14 protein-coding genes and 1 pseudogene are annotated in these 21,322 nt (G+C 45.7%); 3 read left to right on the top strand and 12 right to left on the bottom strand.

The window, feature by feature from the left end:
• Positions 1 to 124: 124 nt before the first annotated feature.
• Positions 125 to 1,492 carry a Na+/H+ antiporter NhaC family protein gene (locus B853_RS02865; RefSeq protein ID WP_038885271.1) on the top strand — a complete coding sequence of 456 codons (1,368 nt, stop codon included), beginning with the start codon at positions 125 to 127 and terminating at the stop codon, positions 1,490 to 1,492.
• A gap of 48 nt (positions 1,493 to 1,540) precedes the next feature.
• Here the strand turns inward: B853_RS02865 and B853_RS02860 are convergent, their stop codons facing one another.
• The 7 genes from B853_RS02860 to B853_RS02830 form a co-directional block, all read right to left on the bottom strand.
• Positions 1,541 to 2,377: a beta-keto acid cleavage family enzyme gene (locus B853_RS02860; RefSeq protein WP_038885270.1), complete on the bottom strand. Its 837-nt coding sequence runs from the start codon at positions 2,375 to 2,377 to the stop codon at positions 1,541 to 1,543.
• Positions 2,371 to 3,699 carry an aspartate aminotransferase family protein gene (locus B853_RS02855; RefSeq protein WP_038885269.1) on the bottom strand — a complete coding sequence of 443 codons (1,329 nt, stop codon included), beginning with the start codon at positions 3,697 to 3,699 and terminating at the stop codon, positions 2,371 to 2,373. Before B853_RS02855 ends, B853_RS02860 begins: the two co-directional genes overlap by 7 nt.
• A gap of 207 nt (positions 3,700 to 3,906) precedes the next feature.
• Positions 3,907 to 5,175: an O-acetylhomoserine aminocarboxypropyltransferase/cysteine synthase family protein gene (locus B853_RS02850; protein ID WP_038885268.1), complete on the bottom strand. Its 1,269-nt coding sequence runs from the start codon at positions 5,173 to 5,175 to the stop codon at positions 3,907 to 3,909.
• A 169-nt stretch (positions 5,176 to 5,344) separates the two neighbouring features.
• Positions 5,345 to 6,487 carry a lipase family protein gene (locus B853_RS02845; protein WP_038885267.1) on the bottom strand — a complete coding sequence of 381 codons (1,143 nt, stop codon included), beginning with the start codon at positions 6,485 to 6,487 and terminating at the stop codon, positions 5,345 to 5,347.
• 1 nt (position 6,488) lies between these two features.
• A complete protein-coding gene (locus B853_RS02840) occupies positions 6,489 to 7,061 on the bottom strand; it encodes a DUF6795 domain-containing protein (RefSeq protein ID WP_038885266.1) in 573 nt (190 codons plus the stop codon).
• A 188-nt stretch (positions 7,062 to 7,249) separates the two neighbouring features.
• Positions 7,250 to 9,199: a methyl-accepting chemotaxis protein gene (locus B853_RS02835; protein ID WP_050568972.1), complete on the bottom strand. Its 1,950-nt coding sequence runs from the start codon at positions 9,197 to 9,199 to the stop codon at positions 7,250 to 7,252.
• Positions 9,200 to 9,414: 215 nt separating this feature from the next.
• Positions 9,415 to 10,311: a LysR substrate-binding domain-containing protein gene (locus tag B853_RS02830; RefSeq protein ID WP_038885265.1), complete on the bottom strand. Its 897-nt coding sequence runs from the start codon at positions 10,309 to 10,311 to the stop codon at positions 9,415 to 9,417.
• Positions 10,312 to 10,417: 106 nt separating this feature from the next.
• Here B853_RS02830 and B853_RS02825 point away from each other — a divergent pair, with 106 nt between their 5' ends.
• Both B853_RS02825 and B853_RS02820 read left to right on the top strand, forming a co-directional pair.
• Positions 10,418 to 11,674 (top strand): D-amino acid dehydrogenase, encoded by a 1,257-nt coding sequence (locus B853_RS02825; RefSeq protein WP_038885264.1) that lies wholly within the window; start codon positions 10,418 to 10,420, stop codon positions 11,672 to 11,674.
• 307 nt (positions 11,675 to 11,981) lie between these two features.
• Positions 11,982 to 13,529 carry an alanine/glycine:cation symporter family protein gene (locus B853_RS02820; protein WP_010446203.1) on the top strand — a complete coding sequence of 516 codons (1,548 nt, stop codon included), beginning with the start codon at positions 11,982 to 11,984 and terminating at the stop codon, positions 13,527 to 13,529.
• A gap of 128 nt (positions 13,530 to 13,657) precedes the next feature.
• Here the strand turns inward: B853_RS02820 and B853_RS02815 are convergent, their stop codons facing one another.
• The 5 genes and pseudogenes from B853_RS02815 to guaB all read right to left on the bottom strand — a co-directional run bounded on the left by B853_RS02815 (position 13,658) and on the right by guaB (position 21,160).
• Positions 13,658 to 14,251, bottom strand: a complete 594-nt coding sequence (locus B853_RS02815) for an acetate uptake transporter (RefSeq protein WP_010446201.1) — start codon at positions 14,249 to 14,251, stop codon at positions 13,658 to 13,660.
• A gap of 182 nt (positions 14,252 to 14,433) precedes the next feature.
• The gene (locus B853_RS02810; protein ID WP_038885263.1) at positions 14,434 to 16,128 is read right to left on the bottom strand and encodes a chitinase; all 1,695 of its coding nucleotides are present in this window, start codon (positions 16,126 to 16,128) and stop codon (positions 14,434 to 14,436) included.
• Positions 16,129 to 16,331: 203 nt separating this feature from the next.
• Positions 16,332 to 17,852, bottom strand: a pseudogene (locus tag B853_RS02805) (Na+/H+ antiporter NhaC family protein).
• Between the two features lie 164 nt (positions 17,853 to 18,016).
• Entirely contained in the window at positions 18,017 to 19,570 is a 1,554-nt protein-coding gene (gene guaA / locus B853_RS02800; protein ID WP_005440283.1) for a glutamine-hydrolyzing GMP synthase, read from the bottom strand.
• A gap of 126 nt (positions 19,571 to 19,696) precedes the next feature.
• Positions 19,697 to 21,160 carry an IMP dehydrogenase gene (guaB, locus tag B853_RS02795; RefSeq protein ID WP_010446193.1) on the bottom strand — a complete coding sequence of 488 codons (1,464 nt, stop codon included), beginning with the start codon at positions 21,158 to 21,160 and terminating at the stop codon, positions 19,697 to 19,699.
• Positions 21,161 to 21,322: the final 162 nt, after the last annotated feature.

The raw sequence follows: 21,322 nt of genomic DNA, 5'->3' as shown, positions 1-21,322 counted from the left end.
TGTGAGCCTTTTTTGTTGGTCTTTTCGATTAAAAATAACCAGCCATTTAGACGTCTAGACGTTGACAAGTCTTTGGTGTCAGATTAGTCTGCTCGCCTTATTTATTGATTATGTTGTCGTTCACATGTCTGGTTCTAAAAATTCTAATAAAGCAATCGCACCATCAGCGGTCGCACTTTTACCTTTAGTGCTGTTCCTCGCGCTGTTCATTGGCGTAGGCACTTATTTATCTTTGCAAGGCGTCGATTTCGCCTTCTATCAGCTACCAGCACCCATCGCGGTTTTACCAGCTATTATTCTTGCGCTAATTTTGAGCAAAGATAAGCTAAACCGTTCTATCGAACACTTTATGCGTGGCGTGGGCCATCAAGACATCATCGCGATGTGTATGATCTACCTGCTTGCCGGTGCATTTGCGGCTGTTGCAAAAGCGTCTGGCGGTGTGGATGCAACGGTTAACCTTGGTCTTTCTGCGATTCCAACCAGCATGATCTTACCTGGTATCTTCCTGATTTCTGCATTCATCGCAACAGCAATGGGCACCTCAATGGGCACCATCGCAGCAGTTGCACCTGTTGCTCTGGGCATTGCTCAATCAGCTGGCATGAGCCTTCCATTGACTGCTGGCGTAGTACTAAGCGGCGCAATGTTTGGTGATAACCTTTCGATCATCTCTGACACAACGATTGCGGCAACTCGTTCTCAAGGCTGTGAGATGAAAGACAAGTTCAAAGAGAACATCCGCATTGCACTGCCAGCAGCACTGGTTGCACTTGTGATCTTTGCCTTTAACAGCACAGCGACTCAAGTACCAGAAACAGGTCCTATCGAGTGGTTGAAAGTGCTGCCTTACGTGACGATTCTTATCCTTGCAGTATCAGGCATGAACGTATTTGTCGTACTTAGCATTGGTATCGTTTTGGCGGGTGGCGTGAGCTTGTCTTCTATCGACAATTACGGTCTGACCAACTTTGCGCAAGATGTCTATTCTGGCTTTGGCAACATGCAGGAGATCTTCCTACTATCAATGCTAATTGGTGGCTTAAGCGAACTTATGCGTCGCCAAGGTGGTCTCGCGTTCCTAACTAACCTAGTGAGCGGCATCATCCGTACGTTTGGTTCTAGCCACTCGAAAGAAGCAAATGGTCGTGCGAGTGAACTAGGAATTGCAGGTCTGGTTTCGATGGTAAACACCTGTACCGCCAACAACACGGTTGCCATCATCGTATCAGGTAGCGTGGCTCGCCAGCTGGCAGAAGAGAACAACGTTTCACCACGTCGCTCTGCAAGTTTGTTGGACATCTTCTCGTGTGTTATCCAAGGCGTATTACCATACGGTGCACAGGTTCTACTGTTGGGCTCGGTATTTAACCTTTCTCCACTAGAAGTTGTTGCGAACTCTTACTACTGTTTCGCACTTGCAATTGCAGCGATCGTGGCGGTGTTTATCAAGCATCCAGCGCGCCAGTCTATACCTCAGACTGAAAGCTAAAATTAAATATGAATAAGGCTCCAGTTGGAGCCTTTTTTGTATCCGTGACTAAATGGATTCTCGAAAACTCTCCGCATCATGCAGGGGCACATCGAGCAATTTACTGACCTCTTTTAGTCGTTGTACCTGTTCTGCATTGCTTTTCGCGAGTTGACCATCCGAACTCAAATGGTTGTTCTCAAAGCCTACCCGAACATCCAACCCCAGTAACATTCCATGGGTTAAACAGTCTTGCTCTCTCGCGCCAAACGCGCACACGGCACACCTAACGTTCTCTTCGATAAAGCGCTCTAAGTGCAGTGTCCGTAAATCCCAGGGCGAAGATTGTTGAGCCTCATTATAACGGCCAAGAACCACTAACGCGTGTTGGTTGTGCTTAGGTAAAACACCTCGCTCTCGTAGGGAGAAATAGCGTTCTATGTCTGGCTGATCATACAAAATGATTTGACTGAGAATGCCCTGATCAGCGACCCAATCAAAAAAGATAAGACCTTGCTCCTCACTCTGCTCATCAGGAATCAGTTCACGCAAAGCAAAAGAAGCGGCTTCTGGTTTTACCGCTTTGATCAGCGCCATTTGCTGTTGTGGTGAATACATACCAACAGCCTCAGTCGTGAGTTGAACAATCATCGAATCCCCAACCGCAGCTTTCACCGCGTGGTAGATTTCTAAGTTGTCATCAACCTCTAGAGAATGCCTGCCTTGCGCATCTCTCGCGTGCAAATGGATCATGGTAGCCCCTGCCGTTTGACAGGCTTTCGCTTCGGAAACCAATTCTTCAATATTCATAGGTAATTGAGCATGGTCTTGCTTGGTTTTTCTCGCTCCATTAGGCGCAACAATAATCGCGATTCGAGCTCTTTCAGTTTGGGAGTTCACTACCATTTCTGCGACACCTCTCTAAGTGTACGAGTGAGCTTTTCCACCAGCTCGTCAATGTGGCTTCGTTCGATGATAAAAGGCGGTGCAAGAAGGATATGATGCCCGTTTACGCCATCAATCGTGCCACCCATTGGGTAGCACATCAGTCCATTTTCCATCGCTTGTTGCTTGATCTTTTTGTCTGCCAAAGTTGAATTAGGCAGCGGGATTTTACTTACTTTGTCTGCTACAAGCTCAATGCCAAGAAACAGCCCTTTACCACGAATATCCCCAACATACGGGAAGTCTGAAAGTGCTGACTCGAGTTCTCTTTTTAACATTGCTCCTTGTTGATTGACGGCTTGCAGGAGCTTTTGGTCACCGATGGTTTGAATGGTTGCAACGGCGGCTGCGCACGCAACAGGGTGCGCCATAAAGGTATGTCCATGCTGAAAGAATCCGCTACCAGATGCGATCGCTTGATAAACTCTATCATTGGCAACAACAGCTCCGATAGGTTGATAACCCGCCCCTAACCCTTTCGCCATACAGACTAAGTCTGGGACGGCTTGCTCTTCTTCAAAAGCAAAAAAGCTACCGCTGCGCCCGACGCCACACATCACCTCATCCATGATCAGCAACACATCATAGCGATCGCAAATCTCTCGTATTCGTTTGAAGTAACCTTGAGTGGCAGTTACTGCGCCCGCTGTAGCGCCAACAATCGGCTCTGCAACAAACGCCATGACGTTATCCGCACCCTGTTCTAAAATCTTAGCTTCAAGCTCATTGGCGGCTCTCAGTGAATAATCGAGTTCTGACTCATCTTCTCTTTGATGACGATAGGCATAACACGGCGCAATATGATGGCTTGGGTGCAAGATGGGTTTGAAAGGTTCGCGCCGCCATTCGTTACCACCAACAGCCAACGCACCAAGTGTATTACCGTGGTAGCTTTGTTGGCGGGCAATAAACTGCTTTTTCTCAGGCTTGCCACATTCCACAAAGTATTGCCTTGCCATTTTGAGTGCAGATTCAACCGCTTCAGAACCCCCGCTGACTAAGTAAACGTGATTGAAATGCGACGGCATCTGCTGGCAAATCAGCCCAGCCAACTGCTCACTTACTTCGCTAGTAAAAAAGCCAGTGTGAGCAAAAGGCACTTTTTCAATTTGGTCGAGCATGGCTTGTTTAACAGCTTGATGGCTATGCCCAAGGTTTGAAACGGCAGCACCGCCGCAAGCATCGAGGTATTGGTTGCCTTGATTATCGAACAGGTAAACCCCTTCTCCTCTGGCGATAATGGGCAATTTGGCGTGGCAATGACGGTGAAACACATAAGACATGAGCGCCCCTTCCTAGTGACTATTTTCTAAGCATAGTCAGTAAGATGAGACTTATACGCAAGGTAAGAAAAGTACACCATCATGAGCATTTGGAATACCGTAACCCAAATACTAAAAAATCATTATAAATAAGCACCTTATAGAAACAAGGCCAGCTTTTGGTAAGGCTGACCTATGGGTAACCCAAAGCTCTGTTGAAAAGTATAATTACGCGTTCAGCGCCTGTTCTAAATCGGCCAAAATATCATCGATATGTTCAATACCGACTGACAAACGAATCATCTCTGGAGACACGCCCGCTTGCTTTTGTTCCGCCTCACTCAATTGACGGTGCGTAGTTGATGCAGGATGACAAGCAAGCGACTTAGCATCACCAATGTTCACCAGTCGCTTGAAAATCTTAAGCGCATCGTAAAAACGCACACCTGCCTCATAACCGTCTTTTAAACCAAACGACAAAATCGCCGACGGCTTACCTTGCATGTATTTCTCTGCCAATGGATAGAACTCAGAATCTGGCAAGCCTGCGTAGCTTACCCAACTCACTTTCTCGTGCTGGCTTAAGTATTCCGCAACTTTGAGTGCGTTTTCAGTGTGTCTCTCCATACGCAGCGACAGCGTTTCCAGCCCCTGCATCAACATAAACGCATTCATCGGTGACAAAGCAGAACCAGTATTACGCAAAGGAACGGTGCGAGCACGGCCAATAAACGCTGCCTCTCCAAATGCCTCGGTGTAAACCACGCCGTGGTAAGAAGGTTCAGGCTGATTAAATACAGGGAAACGATCTTTGTGCTGCGCCCAAGGAAACTTACCCGAATCAATGATGATGCCACCCAATGTCGTACCGTGACCGCCCACGTACTTAGTCAGTGAATGCACCACGATATCTGCACCAAATTCAATTGGCTTACATAGCACTGGAGTTGCGACCGTATTGTCGACAATCACAGGCACGCCCTGCGCATGAGCCAGCTCAGCAACACGTTCAAGGTCGATGATATTGCCAGCCGGATTACCAATGCTTTCACAGTAAACCGCTTTGGTATTCTCATCGATAAGCTCCGCGAGACTTTCAGGTTTGTCATCCTTGGCAAAACGTACCTCAATACCTTGGTTCGGCAACATATGCGCAAACAAAGTGTAAGTGCCGCCGTATAGCTGAGGAGTAGAAACGATGTTATCGCCGGCTTGCGCGAGCGTGAGAATGGCATAGTTAATTGCTGCACTGCCTGCACTGACAACCAAACCAGCAATACCACCTTCTAATGCTGCCATACGCTTTTCCAACACGTCATTGGTTGGGTTCATAATGCGGGTGTAAATATTGCCTGGAACTTCGAGGTTAAAGAGATCGGCACCATGCTGAGCATTGTCAAACTCATACGCGACCGTCTGGTAAATCGGTGTCGCAACTGATTTGGTTGTTGGGTCGGTTTCGTAGCCAAAATGGATCGAGAGTGTTTCGTCTTTCATGCATCTTCCCTGAACTATTGAGTGAATGGTTATTCTTTTATATTGCCGATTTTTTCAGCAAAGAAAAGCTGCTCTAGTCACAGGGAGGAAACTAGGTTTTAGAAAGGCCTTGTTGAGGGGTGACTAACGTAAAACAAAAACCGCCTCAATAGAGACGGTTTATAGATGATTAAAAAGTCGTTTTAAGTGCAGCTTTAACCGCCTGATTCAATTTGCTTAAAACCAGTTCAAATACCCAGCGGATAAATGAATAGGTAAACTTAATCGCAATCTGAGCACCTTTACCGGCAAATACCAGCATATGTCCAAGTAAGCCTTTTACACGTTCTGCAAATTCACTTGATAATTCTGAGATCTTAACCATTGAACGTGCAATAGCATCGTAGATAGTTGAAATCGCCGAACCTAAATTTTGCAGCGCAAATACTGCGGAAGCATAACCCCCATCAAATAACAATGTCAGAATTGCTGCTGAGATTTTGTCTGCCCAAAACTCATTCTGTTTAGTTTCAAGTCGGTTGTTATAATTTAAGACAACCCTTTCAAATGCATTGGCAACCTTTTGAGAATAGATTTCTTCCCAACTCTGAAACTCCGTCAATTGAGCATAACGCTTGATACCATGAGCTGTATGATCTAACCCCTGCTGCCTGCTCGATAAATACTCCGTGCCATTGTAAGGAGCGTGATAGAAGGGCCATACTGGAACTTTAGGTACTGGGTCAGCCCCATTAACACATCTAAAAATACTATCTACACGTTGAGTTGCATTCATAGAGAAGCTTTTTCCACCTACTCTGGGAGCGCCAAATGTATAAAGGTGAACTTTTGCTTTAATTTCAGGAGAAGATTTAAGCCAGTTAGCAGCTAAAGTGGCTAAAGCGCCACCAAGGCTATGGCCCACACAGTGAATATTTATCAATTTATCTGACTTACTGCTTTTTACGAAAGCTCTAATTTCAGGAACCATAGAATTGAAGGTTCCTTGAAATCCATTATGTACTAGCTCTCCAGATTGTGTCCCTCTAGGATTTGCCGTCGCATTAGTCAATCCATCAGCAAGTGTTTTAGTGCCTCTAAAAGAAAGTACGATATCTCTCTTATAAATTTCACTAACCCCTTCACCTGCAACGACAAAACCTGACGTAGGTCGATAAAAAAAGCCTCCAGAAGTTCCTGATATCACGTTGCTAACATCAAACTTAAAGTGGGCCTTTGTATTTTGCTGTAGAGAAATGCTTTTTCTTTTCAGTCTTGCTTGATAAGCAATAGTTGCAATATCTGATGCAATCGTAGGTGATAATACGCTCATATTAATCCTCTGGCGGTAAGTCATTTGTTTCTTTAATCAACTGGTCATTTGTATATCCCTTTAATCCTTCCCAACGACAAACCGAGACTAGAGGTAGATATATTCGCTCTCCACTTTGAGGCTCTCTCAACTCATAATTGAGTTCCTCCTGATTTAGTTCGCAGTTAAGAGCCAACATTAATTCAGATACAAAAGGAATTGGCTTTGCATGCTTGGTAGCGTTCCACAGATAAACTTCCTTGCCTTCTTTGGCAGTGTATATTTCTTGAGCTACAACGAAGTTCTGCCCGAAAACATCTTCTGGCGCTCTCGAGCGAACCTGAAACTTAGGGAAATAAAACTCCCCTCTTGAGTCAGTTATTGCTTCATCGGAGATTTTCTCTCCATCTTTGTAACCTTCATAGAATAAGTCTCGATAAACCGTTAACCCAGCTTGTGGCACGCCATCAAGCGTGATAACACCACGAACTTCTGGAGACATTTCCACATCGTATTTTTTAAACGGCCAAAACATTGCACTTGCCCCTATCGAAAAAAGAGCTAAGGCTAATATAAGAGAGATTTTTTTAGCCATAGCCTTTCTCATCCATTGATTATTTTTTGGATAATATGGAAAAAGAGAGCGGAGTGAGAGGAGTTAATAAACGGAATACAATTTGTGGGAAGCAATTCGAAGTATCATGTAATTAAGAAATTTGTTTTTATTAATTCTTAAACACGGCATAAAACAAAAACCGCCTCAATTGAGACGGTTTTGTAGAGTTAGACTTTAAAATCGTCCACGATTTCTTTTAAATTCACGGCGACACGGGCTAACTCGCGGCTGGATGCAGAAGTTTCGTGTGCTCCCGAGACATTTTGGGTCGCTAGATCTTGGATAGTCACAAGGCTGCTGTCTATGCCACCAGAGACCTTTGCCTGCTCTTCTGTCGCTTGGCTAACAGAGGACGTTTGGCGATGAATTTGCTCCATAGTACCAACAACGGCTTCAATCATGGTGCCCGTTTCTTGTACTTGCTCCATCGTTTGTCCTGCCACTAACTTACAGTTATCGATGATGGCCTCGGTTTGCTCTGCTTGTTGATTAACCTTGTGCACCATCTCTTCAATCTGCTCCGTCGACACTTGAGTGCGCTGCGCTAAGTTACGAACTTCTTCTGCTACTACAGCAAAGCCACGTCCACTTTCGCCAGCTCGAGCTGCTTCTATCGCAGCGTTCAGAGCAAGTAAATTGGTTTGGTCAGCGACACCACGAATCACATCAAGTAACGTACTGATTTCGCGAACTTGTTCTGCCAGTTGCACAACATTGCTGTTACCTTCATCAACCTGTTCAACCAATCCAGAAACGGTGTTTACCGTTTGAACGATTCGCTGAAGCTCTTGCTGGCAATCTTGGTTCGCGTCCGCAGCTGATACCGACACCGAACTTGCACTTCCCGCCACTTCAGTGATAGATGTTGTCATTTGATGAATGGCTGTTACAGCTTGCTGAAGTTCGTCATTTTGCACATGTAAGCTTTGTTCTGATTGCTCAGTGACCACACTCAACTCTTCAGACGTAGCGGCAAGTTGAGAGGAAGCGTCACTGATGTCCTTGATCATCACTGTTAAATTACTCGCCGTGGTATTCAACGTCTGTTTTAAGCTTCCCTCTTCGGCTTGAGATATATTCAGTCGCAAGTCACCTTGCGCCAACTGATTCATCAGCTGTTTCATCTCTTCTGGCTCGCCGCCCAAAGGTTTCATTACTGCACGGGTAACAATAAGCGCAACGCCAATGCCGCCAATGACAGCCAGAAATAATACAATGCCATTCAGTGTCATCAGTTCCTTGATAGGTTGCTCCGCTTCTGACACATCTATCTCAGACAGCAACGCCCAGCGGTGTCCGTACATATCTATCGGAGAATAGGCTGACACGACCGGATTGCCGTTGTAATCAATAATTGTCTCAACGCCAGATTCACCTGCCAACGCTAGTTTGACTGCGTCACTGTCTACGCCATTGTTTGCTACCGTGCCCGCAAAAGAAGCTTGGATCGTTCGACCTACAGGATCAAGGAATGAGTTAGAACGCATTCTAAAATCGGCACCAACAAGGTACGTTTCTCCAGATTCTCCCATGCCGCTGCGAAGGTTCATCAATTGGTTGATACCATCAATCGACATCTGAGTCGCTACCATCCACTGCTTACCATCGACTTTTAGAGGAACAGCAAGAAAAGCTGCTGGATCACCATTCGATGGGGCATAGGGTGCAAAGTCTACCGCAGCAAATTGCTTGCCTGACCGAACGGCACGGTAAACATCACCAAGACCAGAGTTCGAGTAAGCTCCCGCTACCAAATTAGTTTGATAATCGGCTTCTCGAGCGACGGTATAAATAACATCACCCGCTTCATCAACGATAAAAATGTCGTAGAAATCTAGTTCTCGATTTAAGTCAGTCAATAACCGATGAAAGTCATCGCTAAACAGCTGATGTATATTCGTTGCAACCACCTTAGCCACCGCTGAGGTGTTGTTTTGATAGCGGTCAAACAATTCATCAAGACGCGCTTGTTTGGTATCTCGAAGTGCGACCAAACGCTCTTCATTCAAGGTATTAAGACTATTTGTAGAGGAGTAAACAGAGACAAGCAAAGCGACCAATACTGGTACAATACTCGCGAAAACCACCCAACCTTTGACTTGTGTACTGAACTTCATATACGGCTCCATGTTCAGAAAAATGAATCCTGTCGGTACCCTCTGCTCTCACGGAAGGTCAAAAACAGATCAAAGCATTAGCAATCTACACAGATATTTAACACACGCCGGATGGTAGGAGCTTGATTCAGTACAATCAAGGAAGTTACTGATATTTAAGTAGATTAAATGTATCAGGACGTGAACAGGCAACCCTTTTAGTGAACAGGCTCGAGTTATTGCCGAATTTGCTGTATCAACCAGTGTCGGAACCGCTCAGTTGGCTCGCTTTTTGTATTAATAATCAGATAATAACCAGCGTTAGCATCCACAGGTTCAAATGGCGAGACTAAGCGACCGCTTTCAAGCTCGTCTTCCACCAGCGCCATGCGTGCCATTGCAATGCCAACCCCAGCTTCAGCCGCAGACATCGCCATATCAGTACGATTGAAGAAGTGTCCTAAATCCGTTTTGAAATCTAGCCCCATACTTGATGCCCAATACAGCCATTCGTAGTCACGCGGAGCTTTATCCCACGGCATAGCATCGTGCAGTAACGTCGCCCCTCGCCATTGTTCTGGTGACGCTTTAAGAGTTTTTAGCCACCCATGATCCTCAAGGTATTTTGGACTCATGACTGGCAAAAGTTGCTCATCGAGAATCCGCTCTGCACCTTTGTCTCGATAGGGGTGAGAACCGTAGTCTATCGCAACGTCGTAGTCTTTTAGCTCGCTATTCACCAACGCCCCCTCGGCAAAAATTTGCACTTGGAGATCGGGATTTTCTAGGTGGAAACTTTCAAGGCGTGGAACCAACCATTTAAATGCAAAAGAAGGCGTCAGTTTGAGTCGAATTTCATTGTGGAGCTTTTCGGATTGTAGCTCTTCAAGCGTTTTTCCTAGCTCTGAGAAGTGAAATTGTGTGGATTGAGATAGCTGCATTCCTTTGGGCGTCAATCGAATTCCTCGCGAATGGCGTTCAAACAAAGTAAAACCAAGCAGCTCTTCTAACTGGATGATTTGCTGACTAATTGCGCCCGTCGTCAGGTGCAATGCCTTTGCTGCACTGGTAAAACTGCTGTGTTCTGCCACTTGGCTGAATAACCACAATCCGCTAACGACACTACTTTTCATCCTTGAGCCTATAGTTTTTCTAAACACTGGATGTAATTTATATCGATTGTTAATAAAAGGTAAAGAATACACACTGCGCAACATTGAAAATGTGTGGAGCGCATCAATGGAAGTCATCGTAGTCGGCAGTGGTGTTATCGGTTTGACCTCAGCTTGGTACTTATCTCAGGCAGGTTATCAGGTTACCGTGATCGATCGCCAACCAAGCAGTGCGATGGAAACCAGCTTCGCCAACGCCGGACAAATATCTTACGGTTACTCCTCGCCGTGGGCTGCGCCAGGGATACCACTCAAAGCCATAAAGTGGCTCACTGAAGAGCATGCACCACTCAAGATAAAGCCGTCTCTCAGCCCAGAGCTTATCCGCTGGACAACGCAAATGGTGTCGAACTGCACCTTATCTCGCTATCAGATCAACAAAGCAAGAATGCTATCTATTGCCAATCATAGCCGAGCCTGTCTTGAGCAGCTAAGACGTGATCATGCCATTGAATACCAAGGTCGTCAGTTAGGCACCTTACAAGTATTTCGCTCTCAACAGCAGCTCGATGCCATAGAAAAAGACCTTAAGTTGTTAGAGCAAAGCGGTACACGCTTTCAGTTAATGGATGTCGAGCACTGCATCAAACAAGAACCGGGGTTGGCATTAGTGAAAGAAAAACTGGTCGGTGGGTTATACCTACCTGATGACGAAACCGGAGATTGCTTCCAGTTCTGTCAGCAGTTAACTGAGCTAGCGAAAGCTCATGGTGTCAGGTTTGAATTCAATACTGAGGTGAGCAATTGGGTTACTGTAGGCAAAAAGATCATGGGTGTCCAAACAGACCGTGGTTTGTTTAAAGCTGACCAGTTTGTGCTTGCTTCGGGCAGTTATTCGACGGCATTGCTCAAGCAGCTTGAAATCGATATTCCGGTCTATCCCGTCAAAGGCTATTCACTGACGGTTCCGATTGAATGTGAGCAATTTGCACCGCGGTCTACCGTCATGGATGAAACCTACAAAGTAGCCATGACACGCTTTGACGATCGCATCCGAGTTGCGGGAACTGCAGAGCTTGCTGGCTTTGATCCTTCGTTACCACAAAAACGCAAAAAGACGATTGAAATGGTGATTCGTGATTTGTTTCCACAAAGTGCCGATTTCACTCAAGCCGAATTTTGGACCGGTTTTCGCCCTATGACCCCAGATGGCACGCCAGTTATTGGGGCGACACCCTACGAGAATTTGTTCACTAATACAGGACATGGAACGCTCGGTTGGACCATGGCTTGCGGATCAGGGCAGATACTTGCAGACATCATGATGAACACAAATACCAAAGTAACAAATCACTCAGAATTAAGCTTGAGCCGTTACGCTTAAACAACTGCAAACCATTTCAAACAGTACATTACTCCACAAGTTGAATAACAACCAGAAGATACAACTTCCAGTGCTAGCAGCACATTTTCATGACAATGTGCTGCATATTCAATCAATTCATTGTCAATTCCAATAAAAACCACTCAGATACATAACAAGAACCAATTTTTAACAATATTTAAGCATTCTGTGTTCACCATCACGCTACAAAGGATTTTTAGTTAAAAAGATTAACAATTGCATTACAAAAAAGGGTAATGTGTTGTACGAAAAACAACCACAACCATAACAAACAGGGAAAATACTCATGCAGTCATTAGTTGATTTTCTGAATGGAATTATCTGGAGTCCGGTACTGATTTATTTGTGCCTTGGCGCTGGTTTGTTCTACTCGATCATGACGCGCTTTGTGCAGATTCGTCACTTCTTTGAAATGTGGCGCTTGCTACTTAATGGTAAGAGTTCAACCAAGGGGATTTCATCATTTCAGGCTTTGGCCGTTTCACTATCTGGCCGTGTAGGTACAGGTAACATTGCCGGTGTTGCAGCCGCTATCGGTTTCGGTGGTCCGGGTGCCGTTTTCTGGATGTGGGTCGTTGCCTTCTTTGGCGCAGCAACCGCATACGCAGAATCAACACTAGCACAAATTTATAAAGAAGAAGACGAAGGCGAATTCCGCGGCGGTCCAGCTTACTACATTGAAAAAGCAATGGGTCAGAAGTGGTACGCATGGATCTTTGCTATCGCAACCATCTTTGCATGTGGTGTTCTACTTCCAGGTGTTCAATCGAACAGTATTGGTAACGCAGTAGAAGCAGCATTTGGCTCAGGTGACATGATTGAAACCGCTATTGGTACCTTCAGTTTCGCTAAAATTTTTACTGGTACGGTTGTCTGTGTCATTCTCGCTTTCATCATCTTTGGTGGCGTAAAACGCATCGCGAACTTCACTCAGATTGTCGTTCCTTTCATGGCATTGGCTTACATCATCACAGCGTTCGTTATCATCCTGCTTAACATCGGTGAAATCCCACGTATCGTTGGTATGATCCTTGGTGACGCATTTACACCAATGGCTGGTATCGGTGCTGCGATTGGCTGGGGTGTAAAACGTGGTGTTTACTCTAACGAAGCTGGCCAAGGTACAGGCCCTCATGCAGCGGCGGCGGCAAGTGTTGATCACCCTGCACAACAAGGTCTGGTTCAGTCGTTCTCTATCTACATTGATACACTACTAGTATGTTCTGCAACCGCGTTTATGATTCTTATCACTGGTGCGTACAACGTACAAGGTGCGGTGGAAGGAACATTCCTTGTACAAAACCTACCAGCAGATATCGGCGCGAATGGCCCTGTATTTACTCAGATGGCGATTGAGAGTGCACTTCCTGGTGTTGGTAAGCCATTCATTGCTGTTGCATTGTTCTTCTTCGCTTTCACAACAATCCTAGCGTACTACTACATTGCAGAAACCAACATCGCGTACATCCGTCGTACTTTCAAAGTAAACGGTTTGATGTTTGTTCTGAAAGTCATTCTTATCACCGCCGTTTTCTACGGTACGGTTAAGACAGCCAATCTTGCATGGGCAATGGGTGACGTAGGTGTAGGTTTGATGGCTTGGCTGAACATCGTCGGTATTCTGATCATCTTCTTCATGTCAAAGCCGGCTCTAAAAGCACTGGCCGATTATGAAGAACAACAAAAACGTGGTGTTACCGAGTACACATTTAACCCTGTAGCGTTAGGCATTAAAGGCGCGGATTACTGGGAAGAGAAGTACAAGCGCAAGACAGGAAAAGCACCAACTGCAGATAGCGATACGCTAGAGACGGTAGAACAGCCATCTACCTAACGCTTCACTTAGCATCCTCCCCTAACGGGTTGGCAGGTATATAAGAAAAAGCAGTGGTCCAAATAATGGGCATTAAAAAAGGGTTAGCCAGTGGCTAACCCTTTTCTTTTGCATTCAACTCAGAGCGATTAAGCTGCGATTTCTTGCGTAGCAATTTGTGGCTTTTGCTTTTCGCCGATAGGAAGCACTGTACGACCGTACTCATTGTTAAGTACTTGAGCCATTGCGAAGTAGATTGCGCTTGCGCCACAGAAGATACCTTCGAAGCCTGCAATAGTACCGATGAGCTCGCTACCAGTGAAGTCACGTGCCGCTAGTAGGAAGAACAGAATAGTAAGAGAACCAAATACAACTTGCTTCGCTACTGGGTAACATAGAGAACCGATGAACATGAAGCCAGTGAAGATGCCCCATAGTAGTAGGTACCAACCCATGAAGTGTGCAGGGCTAGCTGGTAGACCCATGTAAGGCATTACGATTAGACCAACCAATGTTAGCCAGAATAGACCGTAAGAAGTAAATGCAGTCGTACCGAAAGTATCACCACGCTTGAAGCACATCATGCCAACAAGAACTTGGCTAAGACCACCGTAGAAGATACCCATTGCTAGGATCATTGAGTCAATTGGGAAGAATCCTGCGTTATGGATGTTAAGCAGAATCGTGGTCATACCGAAACCCATTAGGCCTAGCGGCGCTGGGTTAGCCAGTTTAGTAGACATGTAAGCGTACCTGTTTTCAAAAATGTTGATAAAAATTGCGCGCGAATTTTAATGGACTAAAAAACAAAAGAGAAAAGACGTTATTGGAAACTTAGATTGCACAAATAAGCAATCAAATGAATAAAAAAAGACCCTACTAAAAAGCAGAGTCTTTATAGATAGTTAGACTATTTATTGTTCAATTACTGGCAAGAAATCTCATCCCAGAACCAATTGCTCTGTGTTGGTGTTTCCCATACTCCCGGGCCATTTTTCGCAATAAAACACTTACCTTGATAAGTCACTTTGTCGCCATTGGCAACTTGAGTGACACCCGGTTCCCATGCGATAAAGTCACCCGATACAGGAGGCTCCGTCACCGGTGGTTCGGTTACTGGAGGCTCAGTTACTGGTGGCTCAGTCACAGGCGGTTCAGTCGTTGGTGGCTCGGTTGGCGTACCCGAAACTAGCTTCCAAGGGTCACCCTTGGTTGGCTCATTACCTTGTGACCACCATTTCGCTTCATACACTGCACCTTGGTAAGAAACTTGATCACCCGTGTTGTATACCTTGCTTGAATCCCAAGCAGCAACGCCATCCACTGGTGGATCCACCGGATCAACTGGGTCTAATTTGTCGACAATGCGCACTTCTGGCCAGCCAGCATGGGATTGATAGAAGTTGGTAACACATTTCTCGTAATCTCCTGCTACCAGAGCCGAATACGCAGTTTGGAACCCTACCAATTCACACTCAAATGAATGGCCACCTGGACGATCTGAGTAGTACTTCCAGTTACCATCCCAGTTGGTGTATAGCACGTCCGTCGCGCCATTTAAATTTAGGCTACCGTAAGGCGTTTGCTGCCAGCAGGTATTGGTCTCATCGGTTTCGATAGGAATTTGATAGTGCGCTGCGAGACCTTCCCAGTAACGAATACGGTTAACTGGCTGACCTTTGTCTTTGTTTTGCTCACCACATTCGATACCACCGTTGATGACGTTAATCGTGGTACCAAAGCCGTAACCAATGCCAGCATCAGTTTCACGTTGCGATGGCACCCAAGTACGATCAATTACGTGCAGCATCGCTGGCTTGGGCGCTTGAGGGGTTAAGAAGAACCAAATTGCAGAAGCTAAGTTCAACCAAGAGTCTGCCACTAAGCCCGGATTTTTCAACAATACCGATGCATCACCATCAAACATCACTTCAGAGAACGCGCCGTAGTTAAAGTGGTAAGAAAGCTGTTTTGCACCACGACCAAAATACCCCTGACCAGGCTCGCAAGGCCAACGCTTATTTTGCCAATCGTTTTGACCACAGCCTGTTGTGTAGCCTTCTTGACCTTCAGACCACCCCATTTCACGTACGTGAACAAGTGCCTGCTGCCACTCTTCTAGCGCGAGCGGGTTGTCCGATACGTTATCCACCGCAATATGGCCACCTGTTTCTTGAGCGAAATGCGCGAATGCTGTCACGATGGATTTCTTACAGATTGCATCTGAATCACGCCCGTCTGTGTACTCACCACAGAATGCAGGGAACTTACCAATCGCGCGCAGGAAACGAGTATATGTGTACTCTGGTGCAGCCATCTGTGTTAAGAAGTCCCACTCAGATTCAGGGAAAACACGCTCAACGCGTTGAACGTTTTCTGGGTTACTTGCAGCTCCTGGAACGATCGCTTCAACCACTGAATTTGGACGAGTTTCTAACGCTTGTGCCCAGATGGCGTACATAGGGTCAGAAGTTTTGCTTTGTTCCACAGTCTGAATGTCGCCACGAGCAATCACGTAGCCATTTGTATTTTGTGGATCAGGTTGGATATTCATGCTGGCATGAGCTTGTGCAGCAAGTACACAACCTAATGCAAGAGGCAGATGTTTGAGTGCAAACATGTCTAATCTCCGTATTTAACAATACAATATACAAGGAATAACTAGACACATAGTGGATCATGTAGGAAAAGCGCAGAGTGAAGCCCATTCATTCTGCGACGCAAAGTTTATAAATAAATACTGTTACACAGCGAGTATCACAAAAACTGTTACCTTGACTCAAAACAAAACGGGAACCGTTCCCCCGTTTTATTTCGCTGTTATTAGTTTGCTGTTACCGATTCTAAAGCTTGCAAAGATTGCTGTTTAGAGAGCAATAAGTAAATGGCAAACTGAGCGACAATCGCCACCAGCACAATGACAGGTGATGTCATTACCCCTGCGACAAGAAAGCTTGTTAGAGCGATAGCACCATTAAGTACCGCATAAGGTAACTGAGTTCTAAAGTGTTCGTATTGCTCACAGCCAGCACCAGTCGAGGACAAAATAGTGGTCTCTGAAATTGGAGAGCAGTGATCACCGAACAAACCACCAGACAGCACCGCACCGATACACACCAACAATGGCGCATCAATCGCAACTGCGGTTGGAATGACCAATGGCATCATGATGGCAAAAGTCCCCCACGAAGACCCTGTGGCAAAAGAGATTATCCCAGCCAATAAAAATGCCACCGCTGGTAATAACCAGTATGGGAAGCCAGCTTGTGCTTGTTCTGCAATGTACGCAGCTGCCCCAAGCTCTTTACCGACAGAACTCAGTGACCAAGCGAGAACTAGAATCACCGCAACGGACATCATGTTCGACATCCCTTTTAGGTAAACCTGAATTCCATCAGAGAGCTTTCTCACGCCATAAAACGCCATCAAACTAATTAGGGTAATTGCAGCAAAGAAATACGCCGACGACAGTGCAGCACGGAAAGTTGAGCCTGCTACTTTCTGAAATGGAAAACCGTGAGGAACCAATATTGAACAAAGCACCACAAGCATGACGAGAAGCGGTGCCCAAACAAAACTTGTTTTTGCATTTTTATGCTAAAATACATTCAATGAATCTTGCACTTTCCCAAAATCAGAACCCTGCTCTGCAAGCTGCTCCGCTTTCGCCATCGGTCCAAAATCCAGTTTGAAGAAAGAGACAATCGGCACAATTGCGATCGCTAAAAAGGCATAAAACTGGTAAGGAATCGCGCCAATAAAGGCATCCCAATCACTGATACCCACATCCAGTGCAGCAAACTCTTTTTGAATCAATCCCATAATGTAAACACCCCAACCGATGAAAGGAATTAGGATAGCGACAGGTGAAGAAGTGGAATCGATGATAAAGGCAAGCTTCTGGCGAGAGACTTTCAGTTTATCAAATAGAGGGCGAAAGACAGGGCCAACAATTAACGGTGTACCAAGGTCTGAAAAGAAAATAACGACGCCGCCAAACCAAGCAGAGAGCTGTGCTTGGCATTTAGTGGCAACCCATTGAGTGACCTTTTTAGCGAACGCCACGCCACCGCCAGATTTCTCCATCAAGGCGACAAAACCACCAATGAAAACCAAAAGAAGGATGACGCCCGCGTTGTAACTGTCAGTCAGTTGCGGCAACAGGTAGCTTTTCATCAGTGCGCTAAACGAATCGAGCGGACCTTTGTCAACGAATGTGCCTTCTAACATAGCCACACCGCTAACGACGCCTGCAAAAAGACCGACAACAACGTTTCTTGTGGTTAGTGCGAGGACTAACGTAATAATAATGGGGATGAGGGAGGTAACTTCTGCCTGTTCCATAGCAATACCAACTTTAATATTTAAACACCAAAAGTGAATATACATTCAATAATATCGCATGTATATATTTTCTAATAAAAAAGTTGAGACCTGCATTCACACTTTTCAGGCATAAAAAAACCAGCCCGAAGGCTGGCTTTCAATTTGATACATCTAATAGGAAGTTATTCCCATTCGATTGTCGCTGGTGGCTTACCTGAGATGTCGTAAACCACGCGAGAAATACCGTCAACTTCATTGATAATGCGGTTAGAAACCTTACCTAGGAAGTCGTATGGTAGGTGCGCCCAGTGTGCTGTCATAAAGTCGATAGTTTCTACCGCACGTAGAGAAACAACCCAGTCGTACTTACGGCCATCGCCCATAACACCTACAGAGCGAACTGGTAGGAATACCGTGAACGCTTGAGATACTTTGTTGTATAGGTCTGCAGCGTGTAGTTCTTCAATGAAGATAGCGTCTGCACGACGTAGCAAGTCACAGTACTCTTTCTTGATTTCACCAAGAACACGAACACCTAGACCAGGACCCGGGAATGGGTGGCGGTAAAGCATGTTGTACGGAAGACCAAGCTCTAGACCAATCTTACGAACTTCATCTTTGAACAGCTCACGTAGTGGCTCAACAAGACCCATTTCCATGTCATCTGGAAGACCGCCCACATTGTGGTGTGATTTGATCACGTGCGCTTTACCAGTCTTAGATGCAGCAGATTCGATAACGTCTGGGTAAATCGTACCTTGAGCTAGCCATTTCGCATTTTTCAGCTTCTTAGACTCTTCATCAAATACGTCTACGAATACGTGACCGATTGTCTTACGCTTCTCTTCTGGATCCGACTTGCCTTCAAGTGCTTTTAGGAAACGATCTTCAGCATCAACTTTAATGATGTTTAGGCCGAACTTGTCGCCAAACATATCCATTACTTGCTGACCTTCGTTTAGACGAAGAAGACCGTTATCTACGAATACACACGTTAGCTTGTCGCCGATTGCACGGTGAACCAGCATCGCTACTACCGATGAATCAACACCACCAGATAGACCTAGGATAACTTCGTCGTCACCCACTTGCTCTTTAATACGAGCAACCGCGTCTTCGATGATAGATTCAGAAGTCCATAGACGCTCACAGCCACATACGCCAAGAACGAAGTTCTCTAGCATTTGTAGGCCGCCTTTCGTGTGCGTTACTTCTGGGTGGAACTGAACGCCGTAGTATTTCTTCTCTTCGTTCGCCATCGCAGCGTACGGACATGTATCTGTCTCACCGACTTTCACGAAGTCAGCAGGAATTTCTACTACTTTGTCACCATGGCTCATCCACACGTCTTGAGTTAGCTCAAGATCTTTAAACAGTGCAGATTCACCAGAAACTTTAACTTGTGCGTAGCCGAATTCACGTTCAGTAGAACCCGCTACTTTACCACCTAGCTGCTCAGCCATAGTTTGCATGCCGTAACATACACCTAGTACTGGCACACCAGAGTCAAATACGTATTGAGGAGCGCGTGGAGAGTTGTCTTCCGTTACGCTTTCTGGGCCACCAGATAGGATGATACCGTCTGGATTGAATTCACGAATATCCGCTTCTTCAACGTCCCAGCTCCACAGTTCACAGTAAACACCGATTTCACGTACACGGCGCGCTACTAGCTGAGTGTACTGAGAACCGAAGTCCAAGATCAGAATACGTTGGTCATGAATATTTTTAGTCATTTTGAGCAGTCTTATAAGCTAGGTTATTAAAACGGAGGCGAGTGTACTCGCCTCTTATTAATGCTTCAAGGAAAAAAGCAAACGTTTACGTCGAGTGTATAGGTTTTATTTTTACAACAGTAAAAATTAACCGCGACGGTAGTTTGGCGCTTCCTTAGTGATTTGAACGTCGTGTACGTGTGATTCAGCCATGCCCGCACCTGAGATACGAACAAATTCAGCTTTAGTACGCATATCTTCAATCGTTGCAGAGCCAGTAAGACCCATGCTTGAACGTAGACCACCCATTTGTTGGTGAACAATTTCTTTTAGACGACCTTTGTATGCGATACGACCTTCGATACCTTCTGGTACTAGCTTGTCTGCTGCATTGTCAGACTGGAAGTAACGGTCAGATGAACCTTGAGACATCGCGCCAAGAGAGCCCATGCCACGGTAAGACTTGTAAGAACGACCGTTGTAAAGAATCACTTCACCCGGTGCTTCTTCTGTACCTGCGAACATTGAACCAACCATCACACAAGATGCGCCTGCTACGATTGCTTTACAGATATCACCAGAGAAACGGATACCGCCGTCAGCGATAACTGGAATGCCGAATGAGTTCGCCACTTCTGCTGCGTCTGCGATTGCTGTTACTTGAGGAACACCAACACCTGTTACGATACGAGTTGTACAGATTGAACCAGGGCCGATACCCACTTTAACTGCGCTAACACCCGCTTCGATAAGTGCTTTAGCACCAGCACCTGTCGCAACGTTACCGCCGATGATGTCTAGATCTGGGTAAGCAGCGCGAGTTTCGCGGATGCGGTTTAGTACACCTTCAGAGTGACCGTGTGAAGAGTCGATAAGTAGAACGTCAACACCCGCTTCAACTAGAGCAGCAACACGCTCTTCGTTACCAGCACCAGCACCAACGGCTGCGCCAACACGTAGACGACCGCGCTCATCTTTACATGCGTTTGGTTTACGTTCTGCTTTATGGAAGTCTTTCGCAGTGATCATACCGGTTAGTTGGAACTCATCGTTCACAACCAATACTTTCTCAACGCGTGCCTCGTGCATCTTCTCTTGCACTTCTTCACGTGTTGCACCTTCTTTTACTGCTGCAAGGTTTTCTTTTGCTGTCATTACTGAAGACACTTTCTTAGAAAGGTCAGTAACAAAGCGCACATCACGACCAGTGATAATGCCTACAAGCTCGTTGTTCTCTGTGATTACAGGGAAACCAGCGAAGCCGTGTTTGTCAGTCAGTGCAACCACGTCAGCGATAGTCGCGTCAGGGTTAACCGTTACAGGATCAGAAACGACGCCTGCTTCAAACTTCTTAACTTTACGAACTTCAGCAGCTTGCTGCTCAATAGACATGTTTTTGTGGATAAAGCCAATGCCACCCTCTTGCGCTAGCGCGATAGCTAGACGAGCTTCAGTAACAGTGTCCATAGACGCTGAAATCATTGGGATGTTTAGGGTGATGTTCTTGGTAAGCTGAGTGCGAAGATCAGCTGTGTTTGGGAGAACAGTGGAGTGAGCTGGCACGAGTAGTACGTCATCGAATGTCAGCGCTTCTTTGGCAATTCTTAGCATTTGCAATATCTCACAATAATAGGAGTAAAAAGAACAATCCAATCTCATCGTTTCGCATAATGAGGGTAACCAATTTTAGGTTGTTGGCTACATTTGGATTAGATATTGCGGAGGGATTATACGGTTAACGCAATCGCTTGACCACAAATTTTTTAATTTTTT

Origin of the sequence: Vibrio rotiferianus CAIM 577 = LMG 21460, from assembly GCF_002741985.1 — a bacterium.
GTDB classification, from domain to species: domain Bacteria; phylum Pseudomonadota; class Gammaproteobacteria; order Enterobacterales; family Vibrionaceae; genus Vibrio; species Vibrio rotiferianus.
This window is presented reverse-complemented; position numbering and strand designations above follow the sequence as displayed.